The following is a 26473-nucleotide window of genomic DNA, read 5'->3' on the forward strand; positions in this document are numbered from 1 at the left end:
CGGCCTTCCCCATAACACCACCTGAGCGGGGGCTCGGCAGCGTACCCCCGCGGCATGGCAAGGGATTGGAACGGACGGCATGGCGCGTGGACGGGTGGAACCGAAGGTCATCCTGGGACCCATTCTCTATTTCCGCGGGGAGCAGGGCGATCGCTGGTGGCTGTCGGCCCTGTTCGTGCTGGACGGCGATGCGGAGCCCGACGACCTGCGCGTGGACGGCGTCACCCTTCCGGTCCCGCCACGGCACCTGCTGCGCTGGCGCGGCCACCACGTCTGGCGCTTCGACTTCGCCGTGCCGCGCGCGACGCGCGACCAGGAGGTCGCCTACGGCTTCATGGACGGCGACCAGTCCTGGACCCTGACCGTCCCCGGCCGCCTGACCCAGCCGCGCTTCGCCTACGTCTCCTGCAACGGGGTGGAGGACGAATCCCGCCTCGCGGCGCTGGATGCCCCGCGCAACGCGCTGTGGGCCGACCTGCGGCAGAGGCACGAGGCCGACCGCTACCACCTGCTGCTCCAGGGCGGCGACCAGCTCTATGCCGACGCTGTGTGGCGAAGCGGCCCGCTGCTGTCCGAATGGGCCGCGCGGACGGACAGGGAGCGGCTGGCCCAGACCTTCACCCCGGCCATGGCCGAGGAGGCGATGGCCTTCTACTTCGACCTGTACCTGCGCAGCTGGGGCCAGCCGGAGACCGCCGCCGTGCTGGCCCGCATCCCGTCGGTGATGATGTGGGACGACCACGACATCTTCGACGGCTGGGGCTCCCACCCCGACGAGGAGATGCAGTCGCAGGTGTGGCGGGGCGTCTACACGGCCGCCCGCCGCCACTTCGCCCTGTTCCAGCTGGGCGCGCTGGCCGAGGCGCTGCCGGAATGCGTGTGGGGTGCGCAGCGGTCCACCTTCACCCAGGGCTTCCGGATCAAGGACGTCGGGGTGCTGGCGCTGGACCTCCGGACCGAGCGCACGCCGCGGCGGGTCATGTCGGACCAGAGCCGCGCGCTGCTGCCGGCCTGGCTCGACCGTTTCGACGGCTGCCGGCACCTCGTCCTGATGTCCAGCGTGCCGCTGCTGTTCGTCGACACCGGCGGGCTGGAGCGGGTGATCGGCCGGCTGCCGGGGCGGATCGGGATCGAGGACGACCTGCGCGACCAATGGCGCAGCCACGCCCACGCCGAGGAATGGCAATCCCTGATCGAGCTTCTGGCCGACTTCTCCCGTCGCACCGGCTGCCGGGTCACCGCGGTGTCCGGCGAGATCCACGCCGGCGGGCGCGGCGTGCTGCGCGGCGGCGGGGTGGAGATGTGGCAGCTCATCGCGTCGGGCATCGTGCACCCGCCGCCCCACACCATGACCGCCGCGGCGCTGGAATGGCTCGCCCGGCGCAAGGAGAGCCCGTTCGACGGCTACCGCTTCGAAATGCCGCGCTTCCCCGAGTCGGGCAAACGGATCATCCGGCAGCGCAACTGGCTGTCCCTGGTCTTCGACGGCAAGGGGCAGCTGCACGCCCGCTGGTCGGCCGAGGGGCAGCCGAACCGCTACGCGCAGGTGATCTGACCTGCCCCGTCAGAGCGGCCCAATCAGATCGGTTGGTCCACCACGAACAGAAGACCCGGTACGTCCACGCCCTTCTCCCGGCGGGGTGCGCAGGGCTCCAGCAGGAGGATGCGCAAGCCCGCCGCCTCCGCCGTGGCGCGCAGATAGGCCTCGGCGTGGGCGTAGCGGCGCGTTGGACCCAGCGCGAAGCCCTCGCCGTCCAGCCGCTCCACGGTGGCGGCGAATCGGCCACCCGCGCGGAGCGCCTCCGCCGCCGCCCGGAACACCGGGGCGAGGTCGCCGATGTAGACCAGCACGTCCGCGGCGACCAGCAGGTCCCAGCCCGCCGGTGCCGCGTCCAGCGCCGCGACGACGTCGCCCACCCACAGCTCGTCGTACAGCGCGCGGGCCCGTGCCTTGTCGACCATGCGCGGCGACAGGTCCACGCCGGCGAGATGGCTGGCCAGCGGCCGGAAGGCCACGCCGGCCAGCCCGGTGCCGCAGCCGAGATCGAGCACGCGCAGGCCGCTGCCGCCGCCCAGCCGGTCCACCGCCCGGCGCAGAAGCTCCGGCGCCGCATAGCCCAGCTTGCCCACCAGATCCTGGTCGAATCGGTCGGCGTAGCGGTCGAACAGGGCGCGGACATAGGCGGCGGACAGGTCCGCCCCCTCCCCCGCCTCCAGCGCCGCGATCAGCGCCGCGCTGCCGAGGCTGTCCTCCGAATCCAGGTCCCGTGCCTTGCGCAACGCCGCCAGGGCCTTGTCCGGCTCCCTCAGCGCGATCCAGGCGCGCCCGATGGTGTGGTGCAGGACGGCGTCGTCCGGATCGCGGCGGGCAAGCGGCTGGAGCCGTTCGACGGCGCCCAGCGCGTCGCCGGACTCGATCAGCGCGGCGGACAGGTCGAGCGCCGCGTCGCGATCGTCCGGGCGCAGGGCCGCGGCCTCGCGGAACTCCTCCAACGCCTCGTCCTTGCGACCCTCGGCCAGGAGCGCGCGGGCGAGGCCGAGCCGGACCAGCGCGGCGTCGGGCCGCTCCGCGGCAAGGCTGCCGTAGGCGGCGACGGCGTCGGCCGTCCGTCCGGCGCGGAACAGGGAATCGGCGAGGCCGACTCGCCATGTCCACACACCCGAATCGAGCACGACGGCCCACCCGTAGGCATGAACCGCCGTTGCCGTGTCCCCGGACGCCTGCGCCGCGTCGGCAAGGGCGGCCCAGGCGTCACCCAACGCCGGATCGGCGGCGCAGGCCATGCGGAACGCGCGCGCGGCACCGGCCGGATCGTCGGCATAGAGGCGGTCGTAACCGGTTTGGAAGAGCAGGTCGGGAACGACGCCGGGCGGAATGGGGGCCGGCGATCCCTCCCGGTCGGCCGAAATCGGGGCCGGAACCGTCGGATCGAATGACACGCTGACGCAGTCCTGAGGTCGCTTCCCGTTCCCGTCGCCAAGCGGTCGAAACCGTTGTCCAACACCGGGGCGCGGGCACAAGGAAAGCCCAGTCTATTGCCCTGCCTTGTTGCGGCGCGCAAGAGCGAATCGCTGTGTCACCACCGCTTCTCATCCGGGCGACAGACGGTCGCAGTACCCCTTTCGAAGGAAACTTTTTCTCAGCCCCGCCTGGCGCCCTTAACCGTTTTTGCAAAGTGTTTAAAATCAGTACCTTATTCGTCACAGGCACGGTCCTATGACGTCGCCTGACCTCCACCCTGTGACATCGGGCGACGGATTGGTGTGGTATTACCGGGCTGCAATTCGATTGACGCTGAATAAAATTTTTGGAAGTGTGGCTTCGGCGCCCGATGGTGGGCGTTGAACTTTTGGGTAGGAGGCGGTCACCGTAAGCGACTCGGTGACCGGAACGACGGCTCCGCGCAGGGGGCCAAAATGAAGCCGGCCGAACGGCGGCAACGGATAGGGGGTAGGACATGCGGGAACGACAACAGCGCGTGCGACGCACGCAAGGGGGCTGGATCGCTCTTGCTATCGGACTCTGCACCGCACCGATCTTCGCGAAGCCGGTTCAGGCCCAGGCCCAGACGCAGGATAGCTGCGTTACCCACGCCATCGAGGCGGAACGCAAGTTCAACATTCCCTCCGGCCTCTTGGTCGCCATCTCCCTGGTCGAAAGCGGGCAGGACGGCACGCCGAGCCCCTTCGTGATGAGCGTGGAAGGCCGCCCGGTCTACGCGCGGAACGTCAACGACGCCGCCCGCCACCTGCGCGACAAGCGCGGCCAGCTGAAATCGAACGTCTACGTCGGCTGCATGCAGCTGTCGCTCGGCACCCACCGCGGTCAGTTCTCCCCGGTCGAGCGCATCGTCGAGCCCAAGGAAAACGTCTTCTACGCCGGCCGCCTGCTGCTCCGCCTGCACGGCGAGGAAGGCAGCTGGAAGACCGCCGTCGCCCGCTACAACGGCGGCTCCATGCGCCAGGCCCAGGGCTATGTCTGCAAGATCTGGCAGCACCTGAACGAGCTGGACGCCAAGAGCGCCAAGCTGCTGGAATCGCCCCGCTGCGGCAACGAGGAGCCCGCGAGCATCGCGCCCGCCACCCGCCGCACCTTCCGCAACGCCCAGCAGGTCGCCGCGCTGGACTGAGCCGGGGCTCCGCTGGTTTGCAGGGATGGCGCCGGGCGCCAAACTGGGCTACATCCCCGGTCCATGAACTACCGTCACATTTTCCACGCCGGCAACCCGGCCGACGTGATGAAGCACGCGGTCCTGGCGCTCATCATCGATCACCTGCGCGCCAAGCCGGCCCCCTTCTGCGTGCTGGACGCCCACGCCGGGATCGGCCGCTACGACCTCGACTCCGAGCCCGCGCGGAAGACGCTGGAGTTCAAGGACGGAATCGGCCGCCTGTTCGGCCGTCCGGCGCCCCACCCGGCGCTTCAGCCCTACCTGGACGCGGTCGCCGCGCTGAACCCCGACGGGGATCTCCGCTGGTACCCCGGCTCCCCCCGTCTGGCGCGCGCCCTGCTGCGCGACCAGGACCGGCTGGTCGTCAACGAACTTCACCCGGACGACTGGCAGACCCTGAAGGCGGAGTTCGCCGGCGACCGCCGCGTCTCCGTCCAGCACACCGACGCCTACCACGCGCTGAAGGCCAACCTGCCGCCCCGGGAGAAAAGAGGACTCGTCCTGGTCGACCCGCCCTTCGAGCAGCCCGACGAGTTCGCCCGCATGGCCGAGGGGCTGGCCACCGCGCACAAGCGCTGGCCGACCGGAGTCTACGCGCTCTGGTACCCGATCAAGGAGCGGCCGGCCGTCTGGCGGTTTCAGGAGGCCGTCGAGAACACCGGCATCCGCAAGATCCTCATGGTCGAGCTGACCTGGCACCCGGAGGACACCCACACCCGCCTCAACGGCTCCGGCCTGCTCATCGTCAACCCGCCCTGGAAGCTCGACGAGACGTTGCGGGACATGCTGCCGGCCCTGCACGCCGCCCTGCCCTCCACCGGCGGCGGGGCGAAGGTCGATTGGCTGGTTCCGGAGGCGTAAAACGGCCCAAAACGGCCGTGGAGCGGCCAGCGGTCACAGATCTTGACGTTGCGCCGGGGTTTTTCTCGCCCTAGGGTGGCTTGTCCGCTTACGAACACGCAGGCCCCGATGTCCCGGTCCAACGATTTCGCCGCCGCTTTCGCCAAGGCCCATGCCGAGGCCGGGCTGACCCGCGTGTCCGTCGCACACATCCTGCAGACGATCCAGAAGGACCCGTCCTTCCTGTTCAGCGCGGAGCTGCGCCAGGGCGCCGGCCAATGCCCCATGCACGCGGGTGGCGGCGCCGCCATCAACACCGACGACGCCGACAAGGTGACGGTCAACAGCCTGCTGGCCTTCCTGTTCGAACGGCTGCGCGACCACGTCGCCAAGGTCCTGCCGCTGGACGAGCGCGGGCAGGTGATGCTGCCGATCCCGCCGCGGTCGCCGCACGGGCTGAACCCGGCGGACCGCGCCGCCATGGCGGCGGCACCGCTGGACGTCATGGCCTCGGTCCTGCGCGACGCGACCTGCCACCTGCTGGACGGGCTGATCACCGGCTGGGCGGCGGAGCTTCTGGCGGAGGAGGAATATTACCGCGCCAAGGGCTCCGGCGAGATCTCGACCGACGCGGCGGCCACCTTCGTCCTGCGCACGGTGCTGGAGGACTCCGCCCTTTACCAGCGGGCCGGCTACGACATGCTGTCGATCACCAAGACCGGCAGCCACACGGCCATCCACATCTGCTGGGCGATGGTGGAGGCCGCACCGCTGCTGAAGCCGGGGCTGGACGCCGAGGCCTACGACGACCTCGTCCGCAAGAGCCTGAAGCAGGTGGTGCCGCTGTCCATGGCCAGCCTGGGCATGCTCGTCCATTATATGGAGGCGTCGGGGATCGAGCCCCACGACGGCCTCGCCATCCACCTGCTGCCCAAGGACCAGACGGCCTTCGTGCTGGACGAGAACGGGCTGATCGCCCTGAACCCGGAGCCGATCACGCGATTCGCGAAGCCGGAGGAGAAGCACTACACCGGCTGCCCGGCCTTCTACACGCCCGGCTTCATCAAGTTGTACCTGGACATCGTCGCCAGCATCGCGCTCGACTACGGCGTCTACGACCGGCTCCGCAGCCGCTGACCACCAATTCCCTTCCCTCCCAGCCGACCCGTGCAGCCATGGCCCGCTCCAACGACTTCGCCCTGACCTACCTCGCCGCGCACGAGCAGGCCGGGATGGCCCGCATCAACCTCGCCCCGGTCCTGCACCGGATCGCCGAGGACCCGAACTATCTCTTCTCTGAGGAGTTGCAGCGGCTCGCCGGCCAGTGCCCGGCCCACGCCGACACGCGCAAGGAGGATTACGAGAAGGTCGCGATCAACACGCTGCTGGCCTTCCTCTACAACGACCTGCGCGAACACATCGTCAATCGCATGCCGCTGGACGCCGCGGGGCACATCATCCTCAGCAACCCGCCGGATTCGCCGCACGGCCTCGACATCGCGGACAGCGCCGGGCTGGACGCGGCGCCCGTCGACACGCTGATCGGCTTCCTGCGCGACAGCATCTGCCACCTGCTGGACGCCATCATCAAGGACTGGGCCATCAAGGTGATGGCGGAGGAGGAGCGCTGCCGGGCGGAGGGGTCGATCACCCCGCTGGCGGCGGCCAGCTTCGTGCTCGCCAACACGCTGGAAAGCTCGGTCCTGCACGCGCCGTCCGGCTACGACATGCTGTCCATCACCAAGACGGGCAGCCACACCGCGCTTCACGTCTGCTGGAACCTGTGCGAATCGGCCCCGATGCTGAAGCCCGGCCTGACGCTCGACCAGTACGACGACCTGTCGCGGCGCAGCCTGAAGCAGGTGCTGCCCCTATCCATGGGCAGCCTCGGCATGCTCTGCCAGTTCATGGGCGCCGGATCCATCGAGGCGGACGACCATCAGGCGATCCACCCGCTGCCGGCCCACCAGACCGCCTTCGTCTATGACGAGGACGCGCCGGGCGGGATGATCGTGCTGAACGCCGACCTGATCGAGCCGACCGCCCAGCCGGGCGAGCGTCATTACACCGGCTGCCCGGCCTTCTACGCCAACGGACTGATCAACCTCTACATGGAGATCGTGCTGTCGGTGGCCGCCCGCTACGACATCTATGGACGCAAGCAGCGGGCCGGCTGACCGGCCCATCCTGCTTCCTTTGCACCGATGATCTTGACGCGCCGCCACGCGTGCCTATGTTGGCGGCCTTGCCCTACTTGAAGGTGCCGCTTGGCCAAGAAGTGGATCCTGCGCCGTTACACCACCACCGCCGCGGCCGATGGCATCAAGCGGGCGCGTGGCCTGATGGCAAACCCGTGGCAGCGCCTGCTCGGCCATATCGAGAGCGTGTTCATCGACCACGCCTGCTTCCGGCTGATCTATTCGAACACCTTCCGCGTGTCGGACCGGATGTACCGGGCGAGCCAGCCCTCCCCGTCGCACATCCGCGCCGCGGCGAAGCACGGGGTGAAGACCATCCTGAACCTGCGCGGCGGCCGCGACTGCGCCTCCTACATCCTGGAGGCGGAGGCCTGCCGGGCCGCCGGCCTGACGCTGGTGGACTTCCCGGTCAATTCCCGCGACATGCCGCGCAAGGACACGCTTCTGAAGGCGCGGGAGCTGTTCCGGACGATGGAATACCCGGCGCTGATGCACTGCAAGTCGGGCGCCGACCGCGCCGGCTTCATGTCGGCGCTGTACCTGTTCGTGCAGGAAGGCGTCCCGCTGGAAACCGCGGTGAAGCAGCTGCACTGGAAGTACGGCCACTTCAAGCAGGCCAAGACCGGCATCCTCGACTATTTCTTCGAGCTGTACGCCGCCTACAACGAGAAGCGCCCCATCCCCTTCTGGGACTGGGTGGAGCGCATCTACGACCCGGTGGAGGCCAAGGCCAGCTTCCGCTCCCGCGAATGGGCCGACACCGTCGTTGACCGGGTGTTGGGCCGCGAATAAACCGTAGACCCGTAGGTTGGGTGGAGCGCAGCGCAACCCAACATCCTCCGCAACGCCGGGTGTGTTGGGTTGCGCTGACGCTCCACCCAACCTACGACCCTCACACCAGCGCCGCTTCGCCATCCTCGCCGAACTGCAGCTTGCTGAGGCGCGCGTAGGTGCCGTTCTGCTCGATCAGCGCGTCGTGGGTGCCCTGCTCCACGATGCGCCCGCCCTCCATGACCACGATGCGGTCGGCGTTGCGCACGGTGGCGAGGCGGTGGGCGATGACCAGCGTCGTGCGCCCCTTGGTCAGCCGCTCCAGCGCCCCCTGCACCAGCCGTTCGGATTCGCTGTCCAGCGCGCTCGTCGCCTCGTCCAGCAGCAGGATCGGCGCGTCCTTCAGGAAGGCGCGGGCGAGCGCCAGCCGCTGACGCTCGCCGCCGGACAGCTTCACGCCGCGGTCCCCGATGACCGTGTCGTAGCCCTCCGGCAGGCGCGCGATGAAGTCGTGCGCCGCGGCAGCCTTGGCGGCGGCGACGATGTCGTCGAAGGGCGCGTCCAGCCGGCCGAAGGCGATGTTGGCGCGCACCGTGTCGTTGAACAGCACCGTATCCTGGCTGACCAGGGAGATCACGCCGCGCAGGCTCTTCAGCGTCACCGACCGGACGTCCTGCCCGTCGATCATCACCTCCCCGCTGGTGGCGTCGTACAGGCGGGGGATCAGGTTGAAGACGGTGGACTTGCCGGCCCCGCTGCGCCCGACCAGCGCCACGGTGGCGCCCGCCGGCACGTCGAGGTCGATGCCCTTCAGCGTCTCCACCCCTTCCTCGTAGGCGAAGCGCACGCCGCGCAAGGACACGGCCGCGCGGTCCAGCGCCAGCGGCTTGGCGTCCGGCCGCTCCGTGATGGTCGGCCGCTCGTCGATCAGTTCGAAGATGCGCTGCGCGGCGGCGAGGCCTTCCTGGAGGACGGCGTTCAGCGTGCCGATGGCGCGCACCGGCTGCGCCGCCATCAGCAGCGCGCCGACGAAGCCGGAGAAGGCCCCGACCGAGCCCTCGCCCATCGCCATGCGGTAGCCGGCAAACGCGATGACGCCGGCGACCGCGGCGCCGCCCAGCACCTCCATCATCGGGTCGATGCGCGAGCGGGCGCGGGTCGCCTTCATGGTCAGGTCGTAGTTGTCCTCGAAGGCGCGGGCGGCGCGGGCGCGCTCGTAATCCTCCAGGCTGTAGGTCTTGACCATGCGGGCGCCGGCCAGGCTCTCGGTCAGCAGCGCGGTCATGTCGCCCATCTGCGCCTGGGTGTCGCGCGAGACGCGGCGCAGCCGCTTGCCGATGTTCACGATCGGCACGGCGGCGATCGGGTAGATGACGAAGACGATCAGCGACATCACCCAGTCCAGGTAGAACATCGCCCCGACCAGCGTGATGACCGTCAGGATGTCGCGGACAAGGTTGGTCAGCGTGCGAGTCAGCGCGTTGCGGATCAGGTCCACGTCGCTGATGAAGCGCGAAGTCAGCGTGCCCGTGGGGGCGGCGTGCAGCTGCGCGGTGTCCGCCGTCAGCAGATGCGCGAACATCGACAGGCGCACGTCGGTGATGATGCGCTGCACGATGTCGGTGGTCAGCACGGTCTGCGCGTACATGGACACGGCCTTCACCGCCGTGACCAGCACGATCACCACGGGAATGACCAGCAGCATCGTCCGGTCCTGCGCCGAGAACATGGCGTAGGCCTGGTCGATCAGCAGCGGATAGGCGCCTGTCGTCGCGGCGACCAGCGCCATCAGCAGGAAGGACATCAGCAGCTTGCCCGCGTAGGGCCGCACCCATTCCCGCAGCATGCGGACGACCAGCCGCTCCGTCGCCGCATCGAACCGCAGCCGCTCACCGCTTTTCTTACTCACGTGCCGAACTTCCTGTATCAAACCTCTAAGCCCTTCTCCCCTTGGGGGAGAAGGGTTGGGATGAGGGGTCGTTACGCTCGGTAGAGCGGACATGAATTTCCGGCCGGCTCCGCCGGCGCCACCCTCACCCCACCCCCTCTCCCCTCAAGGGAGAGGGGCTGAAAGCATGGCTTAGCCGAAGGAGCCCGCGCTTGTCCACCGGGGTCGCCCGATCAAGCTTCCTTAACCGGCCCGATGCCATAATAGGATGCAATCCGGCCATATCCTTGTGCGAAGGAGGCGCCATGGCGAACGACGGTGGAAACGGGCGGCACAGGCCGAAGATCGGGCTGGCGCTCGGCGCCGGGGTGGCGCGGGGCTGGGCGCACATCGGGGTGCTGCGCGCGCTGAAGCGCTACGGCATCGAGGCGGACATCGTCTGCGGCACCTCGGTCGGCGCGCTGGTCGGGGGCGTCCACCTCGCCGGGAAGCTCGACGCGCTGGAGGACTGGGTCCGCGCCCTCACCCGGCTCAAGATTGTCGGCTACCTGGACCTGCGTCTGCGCCAGGGCGGCGGGCTGATCGGCGGCGAGCGGCTGCTGGCGGAGTTGCGCCACCATCTGGGCGACGTGGAGGTGGAGGAACTGCCCATCCCTTTCGTGGCCATCGCCACAGATCTCGTCACCGGGCACGAGGTGTGGATCCGCAACGGGCCGCTGGTGGAGGCGATGCGCGCCTCGATCTCGCTGCCGGGGGTGTTCCCGCCGGTGCAGGTGGACGGGCGCTGGATGGTGGACGGCGCGCTGGTCAACCCGGTGCCGGTGTCAGCCTGCCGGGCGCTCGGCGCGCAGATGGTCATCGCGGTCAACCTCGCCGCGGACATCCTGGGCAAGGCGCGCAAGCCCGGCGCCGCCGTGCCCACGGCCGCAGGCTTCGACCTGCTGAAGCTGGTGGAGGAGCAGGAGCCGGACGCCAAGCGCAAGTCGCCGATCGGCGCCCTGTCCCGCCGCATCTTCCGGCGCGACTATGAGGGGCCGAGCCTGTTCGGCGTCATGATCTCGTCGCTGGGCATCGTCACCGACCGCATCACGCGGTCACGTCTGGCGGGGGAGCCCCCGGACGTCCACATCACGCCCCGCCTCGGCCACATCGGCCTGTCGGAGTTCGACCGCGCCGACGACTGCATCCGTGAAGGCGAAGCGGCGGTCGAGCGCGCCCTGCCCGATCTGCACGACGCGCTCGCCGTCTTCGGCAACGGCCCACGGGAGCCGCTGCGGGGGTAAGTTGCCGCGTTTAGTTGTCGAGCGCCGTGCCCAGGGCGGCACCGCCCAAACCGCCGATGACGGCGCCGCGCTTGCCGTCAAGCGCATAGCCGCCGGCCGCACCGGCCGTTCCGCCGACCACGCCGCCGGTCGAGCAGGCGGCAAGCGTCAAGAGCGCAATGGCGGTCCCGATCAGACGCAAACGAGACATGTCTAAACCCTCCTCGTGGTGTTCTTTCACCGGGATAAACACGCCAAGGCACGTTTTGCTTCCAGACTGAACAAATTCGCCCGCGGAACCATTGCCTACGCCGTGGGTTTTCTCGACAGGTCACCTACAGATCCGCCACAGATCCGTCGAATCGGGAAGAACTCCCATGACCATCCAATCGTTCATCGGCACATGGGCCATTCGCAAACCGGCCATCTGCGTCGTGGTTGCCTTATCGCTTGGCGCGTGCCAGACGGGAAGCACGTCGGAAACGGTCGGCACGCTCGGGGGTGCTGCCGGCGGCGCCCTGATCGGTTCGCAGTTCGGCGGCGGCGCCGGCAAGCTCGCCACGACCGCCATCGGCACGCTGGTCGGCGCCTTCGCCGGCCGCGAGATCGCCCGCAGGCTCGATTCCAACAGCGAGAGCCACGCCATGGCGGCGGAGCGCGACGCCGTGGCCCGGAACCAGACCATCACCTGGAACAACCCGCAGAACAACAGCCGCGGGTCCGTCCGGCCGATGCGCACCTACGAGAACGCCAGCGGGCAGACCTGCCGCGACTACACCCACACCATCAACGTGGAGGGCAAGCGCGAGACCGCGCGCGGCACCGCCTGCAAGCAGTCCGACGGCACCTGGCAGCTGGTGAGCTAAGTCCGGCTAGAACAGGACCCGCGTGCCGAGGCGCAGCATGGTGCTGGTGGCCGGCCCGCCGTCGTAGGTCATGGTGCCAAGGTCGGCGGAGACGCTGACCTGCGGCGACATGCGGTAGCGCAAGCCCGTCGACCAAGCCTCCTGCGGAAGCTCGTCGCCCAGCTGCGTGTGGGCGAGGCGGCCGGTCAGGCTCCAGCCCTGGAGCGTCGTTCCCCGTTCCAGCATCAGGCCGGCGTTGAAGGTGCGGCGCGGGGGACCGATGTCCGGCATCTGCTCCCGGTAACCGGCGCCGAGAGTCAGGCCGCGCAGCGCGAGCTGGCCGCCGATGACCCAGGACTGCCGCGGCGTCCCCCGCTCCTTGTCGGTGATCTGCGCCTTGCCGGCCCCCACGGTCAGGCGGTATCTGGCCGCGCCGACCTTCCCTTCGTTGCGGATGACGCCTTCCATCAGATGGCGGGCGACGGGGTCGGAAACGCCCGGCTCCGTCCGGATCGGGGTGTAGCCGAGCCCGACGCGGAAGCCCGACAGCCGGGGCGAGTAATAGGTGGCGCGCGCGTCGGGGCTGCCGAAGGCGCCGTCGTCCACGAACAAGCTGTCGGTGAACCAGGGATCGCGCACGGGGCTGGTCACCACAAGCCGGCGCTGGGCGCTTTCGGTCTGGCCGATCTCGATGGCGCCCCACGGGCCGAGGTTGAACGCCCGCTTCTCGAACGACGCGTCAACCGGGACAGTTTCGTCCGCGCGCGGGTCGACGTTGGGAAGTTCGGAGGCCGCCTGAGTCGCAAAAGGGCTGAGCGTCAGCAGAAGCGATAGGATCAGTGGCGGAAGACTCCGTGTGCGAGCCATGGGGTTCCGTCTCGTTTCGCGTGCCTGGGACGGGACCGTAACATCGGCCATTGTGCACTGCGGGAGACAATTCTGGTCTCAGCGGAACAATCGGGGTCGTAGGCGCGGATGCGCCCTCCGGCCACGTTGCGCCGCCGCCACGAAACCGCCAAAATCTCAAAAGACCGAACCAACGGTTTCCGCACCCCCTACAGCACTACCCCGCAGCACCACCCCGCAGCACCACTCAATGGCACGAGGCATATGGAGGCGACCAGCTACATCATCCTGATCGGGTCGACGCTGCTGATCGTCAGCATCCTGACGAGCTATCTGGCGCTGCGCATCGGCACGCCGCTGCTGCTGATCTTCCTGTCCGTCGGCCTGCTGGCCGGCGAGGACGGCATCGGCGGCATCTCGTTCAACGACCCGGACACCGCCTTCCTGATCGGTTCCATGGCGCTCGCCGTCATCCTGTTCGAAAGCGGGCTCGACACCAAATTCTCCAGCTACCGCGCGGCCGCCTGGCCGGCGCTCAGCCTCGCCACCGTCGGCGTCGGCGTGACGACCGGCGTGGTGGGCACGGCCGCGCATTACCTGCTCGAACTGCCCTGGGTGGAATCCCTGCTGGTCGGCGCGGTGGTCAGCTCCACCGACGCCGCGGCGGTGTTCTTCCTGCTGCGCGTCGGCGGCATCACCATCCGCGACCGCGTGCGCTCCACGCTGGAGATCGAGTCCGGCAGCAACGACCCGACCGCGATCCTGCTGACCATCATGCTGGTGGAAGCCGCCCAGCACGGCTGGGGCACGCCCGTGGAGCTGGGCAGCTTCCTGGTCCTGCAGATCGTGGAGGGCGCGGCGCTGGGCCTGCTCGGCGGCGCGACGCTGGCCGCCTTCATCAACAACGCCAGGCTCGACCCCGGCCTCAGCCCGGTGGTTACGCTGACCTTCGCGCTGTTCATCTTCGCCGGGACGAACGTGCTGGGCGGCAGCGGCTTCCTGGCCGTCTACGTCGCCGGCCTCGTCGCGGGGAACGTGAAGCTGCGCGGCGCGGTCGACCTGCGGCGCTTCCACTCCGGCCTGACCTGGCTCAGCCAGATCGTGATGTTCGTGATGCTGGGGCTGCTGGCGACGCCGCGGGAGTTCGGGTCCATCGTCCTTCCCGCCCTCGGCCTTGCCGCCCTGCTGATTCTGGTGGCCCGCCCGCTGGCGGTGTGGCTGTGCCTGATGCCCTTCCGCTTCACCGCCAACGAGACGACCTTCGTCGCCTGGGTGGGCTTGCGCGGGGCGGTGTCCATGCTGCTGGCCCTGGTGCCGGTGTCGGCCAACCTGCCCGGCGGGCAGATCATCTTCAACACGGCCTTCATCGTGGTGATCGTCTCGCTGCTGGTGCAGGGCTGGACCATCGGGCCGATGGCGCGCTGGCTGAAGCTGATCGTGCCGCCCCGCCGCGGCCCGGTGGAGCGCGTGGAACTGGAACTGCCCGGCGACGCCGACCAGGAGCTGGTCGCCTACACCGTGCACGCCAAGAGCCCGGCGGCCCGCGGGCAGCGGATGCCGCGCTTCGCCCGCCCGTCGCTGGTGATCCGCGAAGGGCGCGTCGTGCCGCTGCACAAGGCGCGCACGCTCCAGGCCGGGGACCGCATCTACCTGTTCTCCCCGCCGGACCAGTTGCCGCTGATCGACAAGCTGTTCGCCGGCAGCCGCGCTCTGGACCAGGACGACCGGGAGTTCTACGGCGACCTCGTCCTGAATCCCGACGCGACGGTGGAGCAGATCGCGGAGATGTACGGCCTGCCGCTGTCGCTGTCCAACGCGACGCTGACCCTGCGCGACCTGCTGCGCAACGAGTTCGGCGGCGCCTGCGAGCTGGGCGACCGCGTGCGCATGGGCGGGGTGGAGCTGATCGTCCGCGACATGGAGGACGGTCGGATCACCTCCGTCGGGCTGGCGCTGGAGCCGAGCGCGGTGACGAAGCCGCGCGTGCCGCTGTTCCAGCGCCCGCGCCAGATCTGGGGCCGCGTGCTGGCCTGGTGGAGCCGTCAGTCCTTCCGGCGCTGGCAGCGCCGCGAGCACCGGCGCGAACGCCGGCCCGCTCCGCTTCCCCCGCCGCCCGTATCCGAGAGCGAAAAGGAACCCGAAAAGCAGCATGGCTGATCTGCCTGTGACCATTGCGGTCGGTTGATCCCCCTCAATCCCCCATGCTGCAAGGCGGCATAGCGTGGCTCATGACCGGCGTCCGACACGGACGCCCCAACGCCTGAAGGAGAAGGCGGCCATGAGCCAATCGACCGCACACCAAACCAGCGAAGACCGTATTTATGAGGACGCGCTGTTCACGGAATATTGCGGCGACCGCGTCGCGGCGCTGTCGCCGGAACGCCGCCGCGCCGCGCACGACCTGTTCTGCGACGTGATGTGGCATGAAGGGATCGAGGCGCTGACGCCGGAACGTCTGGACTGCATCCTCGACTTCGCGGCCGAGACCCTGCCCGACGCTGCGTGACCGTTCCCGGTGGGTGGGCCGGCCATTACCGCCGGCTACCACCGGCCCTACACCGTTTCCATCTGCTTGCGCACCATGTCCGCCAGGGCGTCCGGCGGCATCGGGCGGCCGAACAGGTAGCCCTGAAGCAGGTCGCAGCCGATCGACACCAGGAAATCCCGCTGTTCCTCGGTCTCCACGCCCTCGGCGACGGTGACGAGGCCGAGACCGTGCGCCATGCCGACCGCGGCGCGGACCAGCGCGTTGTTCCGGGTGTTCTCCGGCACGTCGATGATGAAGGCGCGGTCGATCTTCAGCTTGGCGACCGGCAGCTGCTGCACGTAGCTGAGCGACGAATAGCCCGACCCGAAATCGTCGATGGCGACCTGGACGTCGATGGCCTCCAGCTCCGTCAGCGTGCGCACGGCGGCCTTCAGGTCGCGGACCGCCGCCTGCTCGGTGATCTCCAGCCCCAGGCGCTTGTGCAGCGCCGGATACTGGTTCAGCAGCTCCTCCAGCCGGCCGGTCAGGTTGCCGCGCAGGAATTGCTGGCCGGAGATGTTGATGAAGACGCGGTCGGGCAGAACGCCGGCCTCGAACCAGTCCGCCATCTGCCGCACCACCGTGGACAGCACCCAGTCGGTGATCGGCACGATAAGGCCGCTTTCCTCGGCGACCGGTATGAACTCGCCCGGCGACACCGGCCCCAGCGTGTGGTGCGTCCAGCGCAGCAGCGCCTCCGCGCTGACCACCCGGCCGGAGCGCGCGTCGACGATCGGCTGGTAGACCATGTGCAGCTCGTTCCGCTCGATGGCGTGGGTGAGGTGCATGGTCAGGAACATGCGGCGGGTCGCCGCCGCGGCCATCTCGTGGGTGTAGAGGCAGACCTTGTTGCCGCCGTCGTGCTGCGCCGCCTGCAAGGCCAGCTTCGCCTTGGCGTTCAGCTCCTCCAGCGTGCGCACCTCGGCGTCCTGCACGGCCGCACCGATGGACAGGCGCAGCCGCACCCAGTGCCGGTCGGCGTAGATGGACGCGGTCAGCCGGTCGTGCAGCAGGTCGGCCAGGGTCTGCGCGTGCTCCGCGCTTTCCACCCGCGACAGAGCGGCGAACTCGTCCGCGGCGATGCGGCACACGTAGGTCTGCGGCGGCAGGACCTCGCTCACGCGGCTGACCATCGCCTTCAGCGCCGCGTCGCCGACGTGGAAGCCGAAGGCCTCGTTGATGTCGCTGAACTGGTCGACGTCGAGCGCGTAGAGCGCGTAGAGCCCGGCCCCCGGATCGGCCGGATCATGGTTCACCAGGACCGCCTCGCACTCCTCCAGGAAGGCGGTGCGGGTCAGCACGCCGGTCAGCGGGTCGTGCCGCGCCAGGTAGGAGGCGCGCTGTTCCGCCGCCAGCCGTTCGGAGATGTCGCGGATGATGCCGACGAAGGTGACGTCGCCGCCCATCCGCGCCTGGCCGACGCTGATGTGGATCGGGAAGACGGTCCCGTCCTTGCGCTTGCCCAGCGAATCCCGCCCGATGCCGATGATCTTGGCGCGGCCGGTGTCCAGGTAGGAATGGATGTACTTGTCGTGGTCGCGCGAAAAGGGCGGCGGCATCAGGACGGAGGCGTTCCGCCCGACCAGCTCCTCCTCCTCGTAGCCGAACAGGGTGCAGCAGGCGCGGTTGATCTTGCGGATGATCCCGCCGCGGTCCGACACGACGACCCCGTCCACCGCGGCGTCGAGCAGGGTCGCCACAAAGGGATCGCGGCGCATCACGAAATCCGCGATGCGCTCCGGATCGGTCACGTCCTGGAACACGCCGAGGAAGCCCTCGACCGTACCCTCCTGCCCGCCCTTGTCCGGACCCCGGTGCGGCAGGACGAAGCCGCTCAGCAGGGTCCGTCCCACCCCCGGCCGCTCCCCCTCGCAGTCCAGCGGGGCGGCGGCCCCGGTCCGTGCGGCCTGCTCCACCGCGCGGGACAGGGCCTGGGCAACGGGGTGGTCGATCTCGACGACCCGCCGGCCGGGCAGGCCGTCCGGCCCGGCCTTCAGCATGGCCGCAAACCGCTCGTCCGCGTGCAGGACGCGGTGGTCGCCGTCCAGGTAGACGAGGACGAAGGCAGCGTGGTCGAGAAAGCTGGACGCCAACGAGGCCAGGAAGTCCGGCGCGCGCGACAGCGCCGGCACCATCGCGGCGTCCGGCCGTCCGTCGCAATCCTGGGGCTGTGCCGGAGGCTCGTTCGACAAAACCGTACCCGCTTTCCAAGTCGTCGCTCGCGTCGGCGCTGCCGGATTGCATCACACGGGAAGCGGCCGCCACCGAAGTGTCATTATGACCACTTGCGAACCGTATTCCAACGATTCGAAGCGGCCATGCAGCCATTCCGCGCAATCCCACACCGGCGTACGCAATTGCACGTCGGGGCCGGCGGACCAAGACCTCGGCACGGTCGATCCGAGCCAAAGTCTTAGCCACTTCGGTATAGACGACCGGCGGAAGAGGATCAACCCGTCGGTTCTCCTTTGTCACGGCCTGCCCCGCGGGTGCGGCCGGTCACGCCCCGCGCTCGCTGTCCAGGTGAAGCAGCTGCGCCGATGGGTAGCGCTCGCCGGCCGCCGCCCCCTTGGGCACCGCCGCCTCGATCGCCGCGAGGTCGTCGGCGGCCAGGGACAGGGTCGCGGCGCGCCGGGCGTCCGCCAGCTGCTCGCGGCGGCGCGCGCCGACCAGCGGGACGATGTCCGGTCCACGCGACAGGACCCAGGCGATGGCGACCGTCGCGACGGACACGTCGAGCCGGTCGGCGATCCCGCGCAAGGCGTCGACCAGAGCCAGGTTGTGCTCCAGGTTCTCGCCCTGGAAGCGCGGGTTGGCGGCGCGGAAGTCCTTGGCGGCACCACGGTCCTTCGACCAGCGGCCGCTGATCAGGCCGCGCGACAGGACGCCGTAGGCGGTGATCCCGATGCCAAGCTCCCGGCAGGCCGGCAGGATGTCCGCCTCGATTCCGCGGGACAGCAGCGAATATTCGATCTGCAGGTCGCAGATCGGGTGGACGGCGGCGGCACGGCGGATGGTGGCGGCGCCCACTTCCGACAGCCCGATGTGGCGCACATAGCCGGCCTTCACCATGTCGGCGATGGCCCCGATCGTCTCCTCGATGGGAACGGCCGGGTCGAGCCGCGACGGCCGGTACACGTCGACGTAATCAGTGCCCAGCCGCTTCAGCGTGTAGGCGAGCGCGGTCTTCACCGCGTTGGGGCGCGAGTCGTAGCCCAGCCAGTTGCCGGCCGGATCGCGCTGCGCCCCGAACTTCACGCTGAGCACGACCTTGTCGCGCGGCCGGTCCTTCAGCGCCTCGGCGATCAGCATCTCGTTGTGGCCCATGCCGTAGAAGTCGCCGGTGTCCAGCAGCGTGATGCCGGAGTCCAGCGCCTCGTGGATCGTCGCGATGCTCTCCGTGCGGTCGGCCGGCCCGTAGAAGTCCGACATGCCCATGCAGCCCAGTCCCAGGGCCGACACCTCCAGCCCGCCCGTTCCCAAACGGCGCTGCCCGACGCTGGTGTCCGTGTTCGCCATGATCCCCTCCTCTTGTGTCGCAGAGACCGGCGCCCGGCCGGCCTGACGAAAGGGATGATGGCGCTGATCGGATCGTGCGATAATCCGTCCATTCACGAATGGCTTGTCCGAGCAGGCGAACAATGCGCGGCCCCGACCTCTCCGATCTCGACGCCTTCGCCGCGGTGGCGCGGCATCGCAATTTCCGCCGCGCGGCGCGGGAGCGCGGCGTGTCCCCCTCCTCGCTCAGCGACGCGATCCGCGGGCTGGAGGAGCGGCTGGGCGTTCGGCTGCTGAACCGGACGACCCGCAGCGTCACGCCGACGGAGGCCGGGCAGCGGCTGCTCGACCGTCTGGCGCCCGCGCTCGCCGAACTCGCCGACGCGCTGGACGCGGTGAACGATTTCCGCGACACGCCCACCGGCACGCTGCGGCTCAACATTCCGGCCGCCGCCGGCAAGCTGGTCCTGGCGCCGATCGCCGCCCCCTTCCTGCTGGCCCATCCCGGCGTCCGGCTGGAAATCGTGGAGGACAACGCCTTCGTGGACGTCTTCGCCGCCGGATTCGACGCGGGCATCCGCTATGGGGAAAGCCTGGCGAAGGACGTCATCGCCGTGCCCTTCGGCCCCAGGGAGCAGCGCTACGCCGTAGCGGCGTCGCCGGAGCACATCGCCCGGCACGGCCGTCCGGAGCGGCCGGCCGACCTGCTGTCGCGCCCCTGCATCCGCCACCGCTTCCCCAGCGGCGCGCTGTCCCCCTGGGAGTTCGACGACGGCCGCGGCGAAACGGTGATGCTCGATCCGGACGCGACCCTGGTCGTCAACAGCACCGAACTCGCCGTCCGGGCGGCGGAGGACGGTCTGGGCTGGGTCTATGGCTTCGAAGGCTTCCTGCGCGACGCGCTGGAATCCGGGCGGCTGGTCGAGGTGCTGGAGGGCTGGAGCGTCCGTTTCCCCGGCCCCTTCCTCTATTACCCCAGCCGCCGGCACGTGCCGGCGGCGTTGCAGGCGCTGATCCGCTTCGCACGGGACAACCCGCCGCCGGAATGGCGGACGGGCTGACCCGTCAGGCGGCCAACGCCAGGGTCCGGACGCGCTGGGCCACCTTCTGGAAGGCCCGCTCCTCAATCTGGCGGATGCGCTCCCGGCTGACGCCGTAGACGACGGCGAGGTCTTCCAGCGTCTTCGGCTGCGGGCTGAGCCGCCGCTCCACCAGGATGGTGCGTTCGCGCTCGTTCAGTTCGCCCAGGGCTTCGTTCAGCATGGACCGGCGCAGTTCCGCCTCGCCGCGCTCCACCAGGGCATCCTCGATGGTGGGGCGCTCGTCGGGCAGCAGGTCCTGCACCTCCGCGGCCCCCTCCTCCGCCAGGGGGACGTTGAGGGAGGAAACCGGCTGGACGAAACGGCGGTTGACCTCCACCACGTCCTGTTCCGGAACCTCCAACTCCTGCGCGATGCGGCTGACGCTTTCCGGCTTTAGGTCGCCGCTGCCGAACTCGCCCAGCTTCCGCTTCAGGCGGGACAGGCCGAAGAACAGCTTCTTCTGCGCGGCCGTGGTGCCCAGCTTCACCAAGCTCCAGGAGCGCAGGATGTATTCCTGGATGGAGGCCTTGATCCACCACATCGCGTAGGTGGACAGGCGGAATCCGCGGTCCGGCTCGAACTTGCGGACGGCGGTCATCAGGCCGAGGTTGCCCTCGCCGATCAGGTCCATGATCGGCAGGCCATAGCCGCGGAAGCCGGTGGCGATCTTCACGACCAGGCGCAGATGGCTGGTGACGAGCTTGCGGGCGGCGTCGACGTCGCCGTGCTTCCGCCAGGCGGTCGCCAGCACATACTCTTCCTCCGCGCCCAGCACGGGGAACTGGTGGACCTGGTTGATGTAACGGGACAGGGACTCGCCGGCCAGCGGCACGGCCAGGGACGGCGTCGACAACGTGAGCGCGGTGCTCATGTCACATCCTCATGCAAGCGATATGACCGATCGGCCGGCCCCCGTCATGGGCAGCCGGCTGCCTTTTCTTAAGGCTTGTACAGTTTACTTGCGGAAATCCGGCTGTCAACGGACCTGCGACGCCGGCCGGGGATGGGTTTCCGCCGCCATGCGGCATCGCCTTGTGGCGCGGAGAAAGCAGCGCTAATGTCAGCGCAATTGAACATGAACCGCCGTCTTAGCGAAAAAGTGGAGAAAAAGGACCAACCTTTCCACTTTCAGCAGAGGCGCAGAACCGACACGCGAGCCGCCATTTCTCTCCGCTTGCGCGGCCGCCGACAGAAGGACCTACGGGGAACGATGGCGAACATTCTTGTGGTCGACGACGATCCGGTCTCCCGGAACATCGTCACGAAAATCCTGGAGAAGGATGAGCACACCGTGACCGCCTGCGCCAGCGCGCCGGCGGCCATCGAGGAGCTGACCTTCAAGGAGTTCGATCTCCTGGTCACCGACATCATCATGCCGGAGCATGACGGCTTCGAGGTCATCCAGGCCGCCCGCAGCCTCCGCCCCAAGCTGAAGGTCATCGTCCTGTCCGGCATCGACGAACGCGTCCCGCCGGAGCTGAGCATGGCGGCCTTCGAACGGCTGGGCGTCTGCCGCGTCGTGCGCAAGCCGATCAAGCCGGCCGTCCTGGTGTCGGAGGTGCTCGCCGTCCTGGTCGCCGGATAAGTCACCTTCGCCGGTCAGACCGTCTCGAAGGCGCCCAGCGTTTCGCCCAGGATGCCGTCCAGTTCCGCGGCCAGGGCGCGCGCGTCGTCCAGCCCGGCCTTTTCGAGCGCAAGCGCCTGATCGCCCAGGCGCTTCGCCCCCACGTTCCAGGACAGCCCCTTCAGCGTGTGGGCGGCGCGGTGGTGCTCCTTCCCGGCCTTCAGGAACTCCCCGATCTGCCGGATGTGTTCCCGCGCGCTGTCGGAGAAGGCGCCGAGCGTTTCCTGCCAGCCGTCCGCGCCCAGCGCGTCGACCAGCACCTGAACCTGCTCCACGTCGATCAGCTCTTCCAGGGCGACCGCCGCGGGCGCTTCAGTGGCGCCGTCCGGCGTGGCCCCTTCCGGCTTGGCCGCCGGCGCGCCGAGGACCGTCGCCATCTCGCGGAACAGTTCGCCCGGGCGCAGGGGCTTCGGCACGAAGCCGTTCATGCCCGCGTCCAGGCATTCCGGCCGCGAGCTGCCCGACGCGTGGGCGGTCAGCGCGATCACCGGAACCCGCCGGATCGGCCCCTTCATCTTCCGGATCAGCCGAGTCGCCGTCAGGCCGTCCATGTCCGGCATCTGGATGTCCATCAGGACGAGGTCGAACTCCTGCGCGCCGGCCAGGCGGACCGCCTCGCTGCCGTCCTCCGCCAGCGTGACCTTGTGGCCGGACCGCTCCAGGATCCCGCGCACGATGTCGCGGTTGATCTGGTTGTCGTCCACGGCCAGGACGCGCAGGCCGGCCGGAACCACCGCGTCCGGGTGGTGCAGCGGGCTTCGGTTCTTCAGCAGGGCCTCGGGGTCGCCCACGCGGGAGGCCACGGAGAAGCGGAAGACGCTGCCGCGGCCGGGTGCGGTGTCCACCTCGATCGCGCCGCCGAGCGCCCGGCACAGCTCCTGGCAGATGGCGAGGCCGAGACCGGTTCCGCCGTAGCGGCGGGTGATGGAGCTGTCCGCCTGGGTGAAGCGCTCGAACAGCATCGGCACGGCGTCGGCGGCGATGCCGATGCCCGTGTCCTCCACCTCGAATTCCAGCAGGAAATGGGTGTCGTCGATGTCGCGCCCGCGCCGCGCCCGCACGGCGACGTGCCCGGCGTGGGTGAACTTGACCGCGTTGCCGACGAGGTTGAACAGGATCTGCCGCAGCCGCGCCGGGTCGGTCACCACCACGTCCGGCACCGTCGGCAGCATGTGCGAGGTCAGCACCAGCCCTTTCTCGAAGGCGCGGGGACGCATGACCTCCAGCACGGTCTCCACGATGTCGGCAAGCGCGCAGTCCGCCTCCTCCAGCTCGAACCGGCGGGCTTCCAGCTTCGACAGGTCGAGGATGTCGTCCAGAAGCCGCAGCAGGCTTTCCGCCGACTGGCGGGCCACCATGGCCAGCCGCTGCTCCTCGCTGGCGAGGACGCTGTCGGCGAGCAGCGCGAGGTTGCCGAGCACGCCGTTCATCGGGGTGCGCAGCTCGTGGCTGATGGTCGCCAGGAACTCCGTCTTGGCGCGGCTGGCCGCCTCCGCCGCCTCCTTCGCCTGGAGCAGCTGCTGGGAGGCGAGCCGCGGTTCGGTGACGTCGATGCAGATCCACAGCTTGCCGATCGGCGCCCCCGCGGCGCTGCGAACCGGGACGTTGTGCCAGGAGACGATGCGGCCGTCCTCCAGCGCCATCTCCCGCACCTCGTCCTCCTCCACGCCGGCCAGCGCGGCCGCGGCGGATGCGTTGCGGGAGGTGGCCATCACGTCGTCCAGCCCAGCCCCGACCAATGTGCCGCACACCTCCTGGTCGACGCCGAGCAAGCGGCAGAAGGCGGGGTTGGCGTAGGCGATGCGGCGGTCGCTGCCGGCGAACAGGATGCCGATGTCCATGGCGGCGAGCAGGGCGGACAGGCGCGCGCGCTCCTGCTCCACGTCGTGGGCCAGCTTCTCCCGGGTGTCGAGCGCCTGCGTCAGCTCGTCCACCCGCTCCTTGATGGCGCGGGACATGGCGTTGAAGGCCGCCCCCAGGCGCCCGATGTCGTCGTCGCCTTCCGCCAGCGCGTGCGGGGCGTAGTTGCCGCGCGCCACCTCCTCGCTGCACCGCGTCAGCGCGGTCAGGTGGCGCGTCAGGAAGAATCCGATCAGCGTGAGCAGCCCCGTGGACAGCAGCACCTCGACCAGAGCGATGGCCACGCCCTGCGTCACCAGCATCTTCCGCGCCGCGACGATGTGGGCGAGGTCGAGGCCGAACTGCACGCTCCCCAGCCTCTGCCCGGCCAGCGCGATCGGCGCACGGACGTCGAAGCGCGCGCCGGTGTCCTTGTCCGCCAGGCTGAAGGCCTCGTCGGGGGGCGGCAGGGCGCGCTCGCGCGGCCATCCGCTGATGGCGACCAGCTTGCCCGTGCTGTCCTGCACGGCCAGATACTCCACCCCGCCGACCGACCGGCTTTCGTCGAGCACGGCCTGGAGCGTCGCGTAGTCCCGTTGCGCCAGCGGCGCGACCAGCGCCGCGTTCAGCACCGGCGACACCTGGCTGGCGTGCAGCTGCGCCTGCTCGGCGAGGCTGCCGTACAGCAGGCGGACGCTGTTGGCGACCAGCAGCGTCAGCATCAGCGCCTCGACGAACACCGCGGCGAGCAGCATCCGCCCGCGCAGCGTGTGCCAGGGGCCGCCCCGCCCGTCGCTCATTTCACGGCCTTCAGGACGTGGCGCACCTCGTCGGCCAGCGGCTCCATGGCCGCCAGCTCCTCGCCGCCGACCTCGCGATAGCCGCCCAGTGCATTGGTGTTGAAGTAGGCCTTGCCCTCCGCCGTCTCCGCGAAGGCCATCAGCGCCTCGTGCAGCGCCGGCCAGCGGTCGGCCAGGCGGGCGTTCACCAGATAGACCCGGCCGGCCATGGGTTGGCTTTCGGCGATGACCTTCAGCTTCGCCTGCACGTCGGGCGCCAGCTTCTGCAGGTTCGCCAGCGACATGAAGCCGGCCGACGCGTCGCCCGCCAGCACGATCTGGGCGACGCTGTCCGCCGCGCTGACGTAGCGGAGCTGGGCCTCGACCTTGCTGTCCTTCAGCCAGTGCTGCCCCCACAGGGTCACCAGCGACGACGGGTTCAGCCCCAGCACCGTGGTGCCGCGCAGCGACGCCGCATCGGCGTAGGGCGACCCGGCCGCCGCGACGACCACCGACTTGAAGTCGGCCTTGTAGGTCAGCAGCGGTTTGTAGCCGGCGTCCTGGCGCAGCAGCTGCGCCTGGTGCCCGGTGGTGACGGCGATGTCGTACTCCTGGTCCAGCGCGCGGCGGGCGAAGGCGGTGAAGTCGGGGGCGGTGACGATCTCCGCCGGCTGCGCCATCGCCTTCTCCACCGCAAGGCGGACCGGCTGGTACTGCTCGATGATGACCCGGGCGCTGGTGTGCGGCGCGATGCCGATGCGCAGCGGCGTGGTATCCGCGGACGGGGATTGAGCCTGGGACCACGCCGGCGCCGTGCCCGCCAGCACGGCTCCGACCAGCGAAACGGCGGCAATCAGCGACTTCAGCATGGTCTCGATCCAATGGATGGTCCGGAAACGGATGCGCCGCCCCAGGCTACGCCGGTGGTTCTACGCATTTGGCTATAATAAAAGATTATTTTTCGCGGCTCCATGGAAGAGGGCGGAAAGGGCAGCAACACTTTGACGCGGGCCATTTGCCGCGGGGGTGCGCCGGACCGCGTGGCGTAGGATATCCCGCACACGAAGGAGCGCCCACATGCCCGACACCATGACCGGAGAGGCCAACCCCGCCCTGACGCCAGAGGCCATCGCCGCGCTGGTGCGGCGCTTCTACGACGCGGCCCGCGCGGATCCGGTCCTCGGCCCGAGCTTCGCCGGCGTGGCCGACTGGGAGGAGCATTTCGAGGTCATCGAGCGCTTCTGGGCTTCCGCCCTGCTCGGCACCAAGAGCTACAAGGGCAACCCCTTCATGGCGCACGTCAACCTGGACCTGACGCCGGAGTCCTTCACGCGCTGGCTCGCGCTGTTCAAGGACGCGGCGGACGCCGTGTTGCCGCCCGCTTACGCCGAACAGGCGGTCGCCAAGGCCAACCACATGGCGCGCAGCCTGACCGCGGGGCTGTTCACCATCCCCGGCCGGAAGTACCAGCCGCCCGCCTACGCCGAATGACCGGGCTGCCCGGCAAAGGACGGCAAAGCAGCCAGCTAGATTCTAAAGGGGTACCCCGTCACCGCGTCTAAAACTGTAACAGTGCATCCGTATAGTGCGGCCAATTCGAAAACAGGCCACGACAACGTCCATGCACATGTCTTCACAAAACGGTCATCGGCTCCATTGCGGGCTCCATTGCGCGTGCTGCGCCCGCCCCTTCGCGCGGACCTCGCAGCGTGGCCCGGCGCCGCTTTATTGCTCGGCCGATTGCCGCACGCAGATGCGCATCCGCCAACGGGTGTGGAGCCGGAACGCCGTGATCAACGCCGCCGTCGCGTCGAACGACGACGCCCCGCCGATGCTGGCGCGCGCGTCATGATGAAGCTGGTGGTCCATGACGGGAACTCCGCCGCCGGCCTGCTGCTGACGGGCTTCTCCCACATGCACGAGGTGGTGCGCGTGCTGCGCAGCCTGGAGGAAGCCGACAGCGCGTCGGTGCTGCTGGAATCCTTCGCCCGCCGTTGCCTGGACGCGGGCATCGCCTTCGATTCCACCGACCCGCTGACCGCCTGCACCTTCTGCAGCTCGCTGGTGGAGGTCGAGGTGCACGCCGAGCCGGGGACCCCGGCCGCGCATTTCGTCCGCCTGTATCACCGCGACGCCAGCGGCGTTCTGTGCCGCCTGCACCACGGCACCCTGCACGCGGTGGCCCGGCAGCTCCGCTGCGACGAAGGGCCGCGGCTCCCCTTCCCGCCGGCCATCGCCGCCTCCGCCCTGCACGGACGGGCCTGAGCCGAACACTCCCCACGACACCCGTTCCGACAGTGCC

The 26473-nt window shown here is 69.4% G+C and carries 24 protein-coding genes; 14 read left to right on the forward strand and 10 right to left on the reverse strand.

The features are described 5' to 3' along the window. Positions 1-79 precede the first annotated feature (79 nt). A complete protein-coding gene (locus J2851_RS01780) occupies positions 80-1555 on the forward strand; it encodes an alkaline phosphatase D family protein (RefSeq protein ID WP_209762949.1) in 1476 nt (491 codons plus the stop codon). A gap of 23 nt (positions 1556-1578) precedes the next feature. Here the strand turns inward: J2851_RS01780 and J2851_RS01785 are convergent, their stop codons facing one another. Further along, on the reverse strand, positions 1579-2940 hold the full coding sequence (locus J2851_RS01785; RefSeq protein WP_307419187.1) for a tetratricopeptide repeat protein: 1362 nt from the start codon (positions 2938-2940) through the stop codon (positions 1579-1581). Positions 2941-3458: 518 nt separating this feature from the next. On the opposite strand from J2851_RS01785, the gene J2851_RS01790 reads away from it, so the two are divergent. The 5 genes from J2851_RS01790 (at position 3459) to J2851_RS01810 (ending at position 8002) form a co-directional block, all read left to right on the forward strand. Beyond that, entirely contained in the window at positions 3459-4130 is a 672-nt protein-coding gene (locus J2851_RS01790) for a transglycosylase SLT domain-containing protein (protein ID WP_209762951.1), read from the forward strand. 63 nt (positions 4131-4193) lie between these two features. Then, positions 4194-5033 (forward strand): 23S rRNA (adenine(2030)-N(6))-methyltransferase RlmJ, encoded by an 840-nt coding sequence (locus J2851_RS01795; RefSeq protein ID WP_209762953.1) that lies wholly within the window; start codon positions 4194-4196, stop codon positions 5031-5033. Between the two features lie 108 nt (positions 5034-5141). Next, entirely contained in the window at positions 5142-6149 is a 1008-nt protein-coding gene (locus J2851_RS01800) for a hypothetical protein (protein ID WP_209762955.1), read from the forward strand. Positions 6150-6187: 38 nt separating this feature from the next. Next, positions 6188-7189 (forward strand): hypothetical protein, encoded by a 1002-nt coding sequence (locus J2851_RS01805; RefSeq protein ID WP_209762957.1) that lies wholly within the window; start codon positions 6188-6190, stop codon positions 7187-7189. Positions 7190-7279: 90 nt separating this feature from the next. Then, positions 7280-8002 (forward strand): protein tyrosine phosphatase family protein, encoded by a 723-nt coding sequence (locus J2851_RS01810; protein ID WP_209762960.1) that lies wholly within the window; start codon positions 7280-7282, stop codon positions 8000-8002. A 100-nt stretch (positions 8003-8102) separates the two neighbouring features. On the opposite strand, the gene J2851_RS01815 is transcribed toward J2851_RS01810, so the two are convergent. Further along, positions 8103-9890, reverse strand: a complete 1788-nt coding sequence (locus tag J2851_RS01815; RefSeq protein ID WP_209762962.1) for an ABC transporter ATP-binding protein — start codon at positions 9888-9890, stop codon at positions 8103-8105. A 284-nt stretch (positions 9891-10174) separates the two neighbouring features. On the opposite strand from J2851_RS01815, the gene J2851_RS01820 reads away from it, so the two are divergent. Beyond that, positions 10175-11152 carry a patatin-like phospholipase family protein gene (locus J2851_RS01820; RefSeq protein ID WP_209762964.1) on the forward strand — a complete coding sequence of 326 codons (978 nt, stop codon included), beginning with the start codon at positions 10175-10177 and terminating at the stop codon, positions 11150-11152. A 10-nt stretch (positions 11153-11162) separates the two neighbouring features. On the opposite strand, the gene J2851_RS01825 is transcribed toward J2851_RS01820, so the two are convergent. Continuing rightward, on the reverse strand, positions 11163-11342 hold the full coding sequence (locus J2851_RS01825; RefSeq protein WP_209762966.1) for a hypothetical protein: 180 nt from the start codon (positions 11340-11342) through the stop codon (positions 11163-11165). A 166-nt stretch (positions 11343-11508) separates the two neighbouring features. Here J2851_RS01825 and J2851_RS01830 point away from each other — a divergent pair, with 166 nt between their 5' ends. Continuing rightward, complete coding sequence (locus J2851_RS01830) at positions 11509-11997, forward strand: RT0821/Lpp0805 family surface protein (RefSeq protein ID WP_209762967.1); 489 nt, start codon at positions 11509-11511, stop codon at positions 11995-11997. Between the two features lie 6 nt (positions 11998-12003). On the opposite strand, the gene J2851_RS01835 is transcribed toward J2851_RS01830, so the two are convergent. Beyond that, positions 12004-12843, reverse strand: a complete 840-nt coding sequence (locus J2851_RS01835; RefSeq protein WP_209762970.1) for a porin — start codon at positions 12841-12843, stop codon at positions 12004-12006. A 243-nt stretch (positions 12844-13086) separates the two neighbouring features. On the opposite strand from J2851_RS01835, the gene J2851_RS01840 reads away from it, so the two are divergent. Both J2851_RS01840 and J2851_RS01845 read left to right on the forward strand, forming a co-directional pair. Then, positions 13087-14979 (forward strand): potassium/proton antiporter, encoded by a 1893-nt coding sequence (locus J2851_RS01840; protein WP_209762972.1) that lies wholly within the window; start codon positions 13087-13089, stop codon positions 14977-14979. Between the two features lie 121 nt (positions 14980-15100). Next, the gene (locus J2851_RS01845; RefSeq protein ID WP_209762974.1) at positions 15101-15328 is read left to right on the forward strand and encodes a hypothetical protein; all 228 of its coding nucleotides are present in this window, start codon (positions 15101-15103) and stop codon (positions 15326-15328) included. 47 nt (positions 15329-15375) lie between these two features. Here J2851_RS01845 and J2851_RS01850 read toward each other — a convergent pair whose 3' ends face one another. Further along, positions 15376-17484, reverse strand: coding sequence for a putative bifunctional diguanylate cyclase/phosphodiesterase (locus tag J2851_RS01850; protein WP_209762976.1), 2109 nt, complete (start codon positions 17482-17484; stop codon positions 15376-15378). 364 nt (positions 17485-17848) lie between these two features. Further along, on the reverse strand, positions 17849-18868 hold the full coding sequence (locus J2851_RS01855; protein WP_209762978.1) for an aldo/keto reductase: 1020 nt from the start codon (positions 18866-18868) through the stop codon (positions 17849-17851). A 122-nt stretch (positions 18869-18990) separates the two neighbouring features. Between J2851_RS01855 and J2851_RS01860 the strand changes: the two genes are divergently transcribed. Continuing rightward, entirely contained in the window at positions 18991-19908 is a 918-nt protein-coding gene (locus J2851_RS01860) for a LysR family transcriptional regulator (RefSeq protein WP_209762981.1), read from the forward strand. Positions 19909-19912: 4 nt separating this feature from the next. On the opposite strand, the gene rpoH is transcribed toward J2851_RS01860, so the two are convergent. After that, positions 19913-20800 (reverse strand): RNA polymerase sigma factor RpoH, encoded by an 888-nt coding sequence (gene rpoH, locus J2851_RS01865; protein WP_209762983.1) that lies wholly within the window; start codon positions 20798-20800, stop codon positions 19913-19915. A gap of 339 nt (positions 20801-21139) precedes the next feature. Here rpoH and J2851_RS01870 point away from each other — a divergent pair, with 339 nt between their 5' ends. Continuing rightward, positions 21140-21514, forward strand: coding sequence for a response regulator (locus tag J2851_RS01870; RefSeq protein ID WP_209762985.1), 375 nt, complete (start codon positions 21140-21142; stop codon positions 21512-21514). A gap of 14 nt (positions 21515-21528) precedes the next feature. Here the strand turns inward: J2851_RS01870 and J2851_RS01875 are convergent, their stop codons facing one another. Next, complete coding sequence (locus J2851_RS01875; RefSeq protein WP_209762987.1) at positions 21529-24192, reverse strand: hybrid sensor histidine kinase/response regulator; 2664 nt, start codon at positions 24190-24192, stop codon at positions 21529-21531. Then, positions 24189-25040: a phosphate/phosphite/phosphonate ABC transporter substrate-binding protein gene (locus J2851_RS01880; RefSeq protein ID WP_209762989.1), complete on the reverse strand. Its 852-nt coding sequence runs from the start codon at positions 25038-25040 to the stop codon at positions 24189-24191. Before J2851_RS01880 ends, J2851_RS01875 begins: the two co-directional genes overlap by 4 nt. A gap of 208 nt (positions 25041-25248) precedes the next feature. Here J2851_RS01880 and J2851_RS01885 point away from each other — a divergent pair, with 208 nt between their 5' ends. Continuing rightward, positions 25249-25662 (forward strand): group III truncated hemoglobin, encoded by a 414-nt coding sequence (locus tag J2851_RS01885; RefSeq protein WP_209762991.1) that lies wholly within the window; start codon positions 25249-25251, stop codon positions 25660-25662. A 234-nt stretch (positions 25663-25896) separates the two neighbouring features. Here J2851_RS01885 and J2851_RS01890 read toward each other — a convergent pair whose 3' ends face one another. Continuing rightward, complete coding sequence (locus J2851_RS01890) at positions 25897-26040, reverse strand: hypothetical protein (RefSeq protein ID WP_209762993.1); 144 nt, start codon at positions 26038-26040, stop codon at positions 25897-25899. On the opposite strand from J2851_RS01890, the gene J2851_RS01895 reads away from it, so the two are divergent. Next, positions 26020-26436 (forward strand): hypothetical protein, encoded by a 417-nt coding sequence (locus tag J2851_RS01895; protein ID WP_209762995.1) that lies wholly within the window; start codon positions 26020-26022, stop codon positions 26434-26436. The genes J2851_RS01890 and J2851_RS01895 overlap by 21 nt on opposite strands. Positions 26437-26473 lie beyond the last annotated feature (37 nt).

Source organism: Azospirillum rugosum (genome assembly GCF_017876155.1).
In the GTDB taxonomy this organism is placed as follows: Bacteria; Pseudomonadota; Alphaproteobacteria; order Azospirillales; family Azospirillaceae; genus Azospirillum; species Azospirillum rugosum.

What these genes read in the sequence shown, in the direction of transcription:
- J2851_RS01825 (WP_209762966.1), bottom strand. Translation starts at nt 11,342, where the DNA reads ATGTCTCGTTTGCGTCTGATCGGGACCGCCATTGCGCTCTTGACGCTT.
- J2851_RS01850 (WP_209762976.1), bottom strand. Translation starts at nt 17,484, where the DNA reads ATGGTGCCGGCGCTGTCGCGCGCGCCGGACTTCCTGGCCTCGTTGGCG.
- J2851_RS01845 (WP_209762974.1), top strand. Translation starts at nt 15,101, where the DNA reads ATGAGCCAATCGACCGCACACCAAACCAGCGAAGACCGTATTTATGAG.
- J2851_RS01790 (WP_209762951.1), top strand. Translation starts at nt 3,459, where the DNA reads ATGCGGGAACGACAACAGCGCGTGCGACGCACGCAAGGGGGCTGGATC.
- J2851_RS01885 (WP_209762991.1), top strand. Translation starts at nt 25,249, where the DNA reads ATGCCCGACACCATGACCGGAGAGGCCAACCCCGCCCTGACGCCAGAG.
- J2851_RS01890 (WP_209762993.1), bottom strand. Translation starts at nt 26,040, where the DNA reads ATGGACCACCAGCTTCATCATGACGCGCGCGCCAGCATCGGCGGGGCG.
- J2851_RS01830 (WP_209762967.1), top strand. Translation starts at nt 11,509, where the DNA reads ATGACCATCCAATCGTTCATCGGCACATGGGCCATTCGCAAACCGGCC.
- J2851_RS01840 (WP_209762972.1), top strand. Translation starts at nt 13,087, where the DNA reads ATGGAGGCGACCAGCTACATCATCCTGATCGGGTCGACGCTGCTGATC.
- J2851_RS01800 (WP_209762955.1), top strand. Translation starts at nt 5,142, where the DNA reads ATGTCCCGGTCCAACGATTTCGCCGCCGCTTTCGCCAAGGCCCATGCC.
- J2851_RS01780 (WP_209762949.1), top strand. Translation starts at nt 80, where the DNA reads ATGGCGCGTGGACGGGTGGAACCGAAGGTCATCCTGGGACCCATTCTC.
- J2851_RS01860 (WP_209762981.1), top strand. Translation starts at nt 18,991, where the DNA reads ATGCGCGGCCCCGACCTCTCCGATCTCGACGCCTTCGCCGCGGTGGCG.
- J2851_RS01835 (WP_209762970.1), bottom strand. Translation starts at nt 12,843, where the DNA reads ATGGCTCGCACACGGAGTCTTCCGCCACTGATCCTATCGCTTCTGCTG.
- J2851_RS01855 (WP_209762978.1), bottom strand. Translation starts at nt 18,868, where the DNA reads ATGGCGAACACGGACACCAGCGTCGGGCAGCGCCGTTTGGGAACGGGC.
- J2851_RS01895 (WP_209762995.1), top strand. Translation starts at nt 26,020, where the DNA reads ATGATGAAGCTGGTGGTCCATGACGGGAACTCCGCCGCCGGCCTGCTG.
- J2851_RS01870 (WP_209762985.1), top strand. Translation starts at nt 21,140, where the DNA reads ATGGCGAACATTCTTGTGGTCGACGACGATCCGGTCTCCCGGAACATC.
- J2851_RS01805 (WP_209762957.1), top strand. Translation starts at nt 6,188, where the DNA reads ATGGCCCGCTCCAACGACTTCGCCCTGACCTACCTCGCCGCGCACGAG.
- J2851_RS01795 (WP_209762953.1), top strand. Translation starts at nt 4,194, where the DNA reads ATGAACTACCGTCACATTTTCCACGCCGGCAACCCGGCCGACGTGATG.
- J2851_RS01820 (WP_209762964.1), top strand. Translation starts at nt 10,175, where the DNA reads ATGGCGAACGACGGTGGAAACGGGCGGCACAGGCCGAAGATCGGGCTG.
- J2851_RS01880 (WP_209762989.1), bottom strand. Translation starts at nt 25,040, where the DNA reads ATGCTGAAGTCGCTGATTGCCGCCGTTTCGCTGGTCGGAGCCGTGCTG.
- J2851_RS01875 (WP_209762987.1), bottom strand. Translation starts at nt 24,192, where the DNA reads ATGAGCGACGGGCGGGGCGGCCCCTGGCACACGCTGCGCGGGCGGATG.
- rpoH (WP_209762983.1), bottom strand. Translation starts at nt 20,800, where the DNA reads ATGAGCACCGCGCTCACGTTGTCGACGCCGTCCCTGGCCGTGCCGCTG.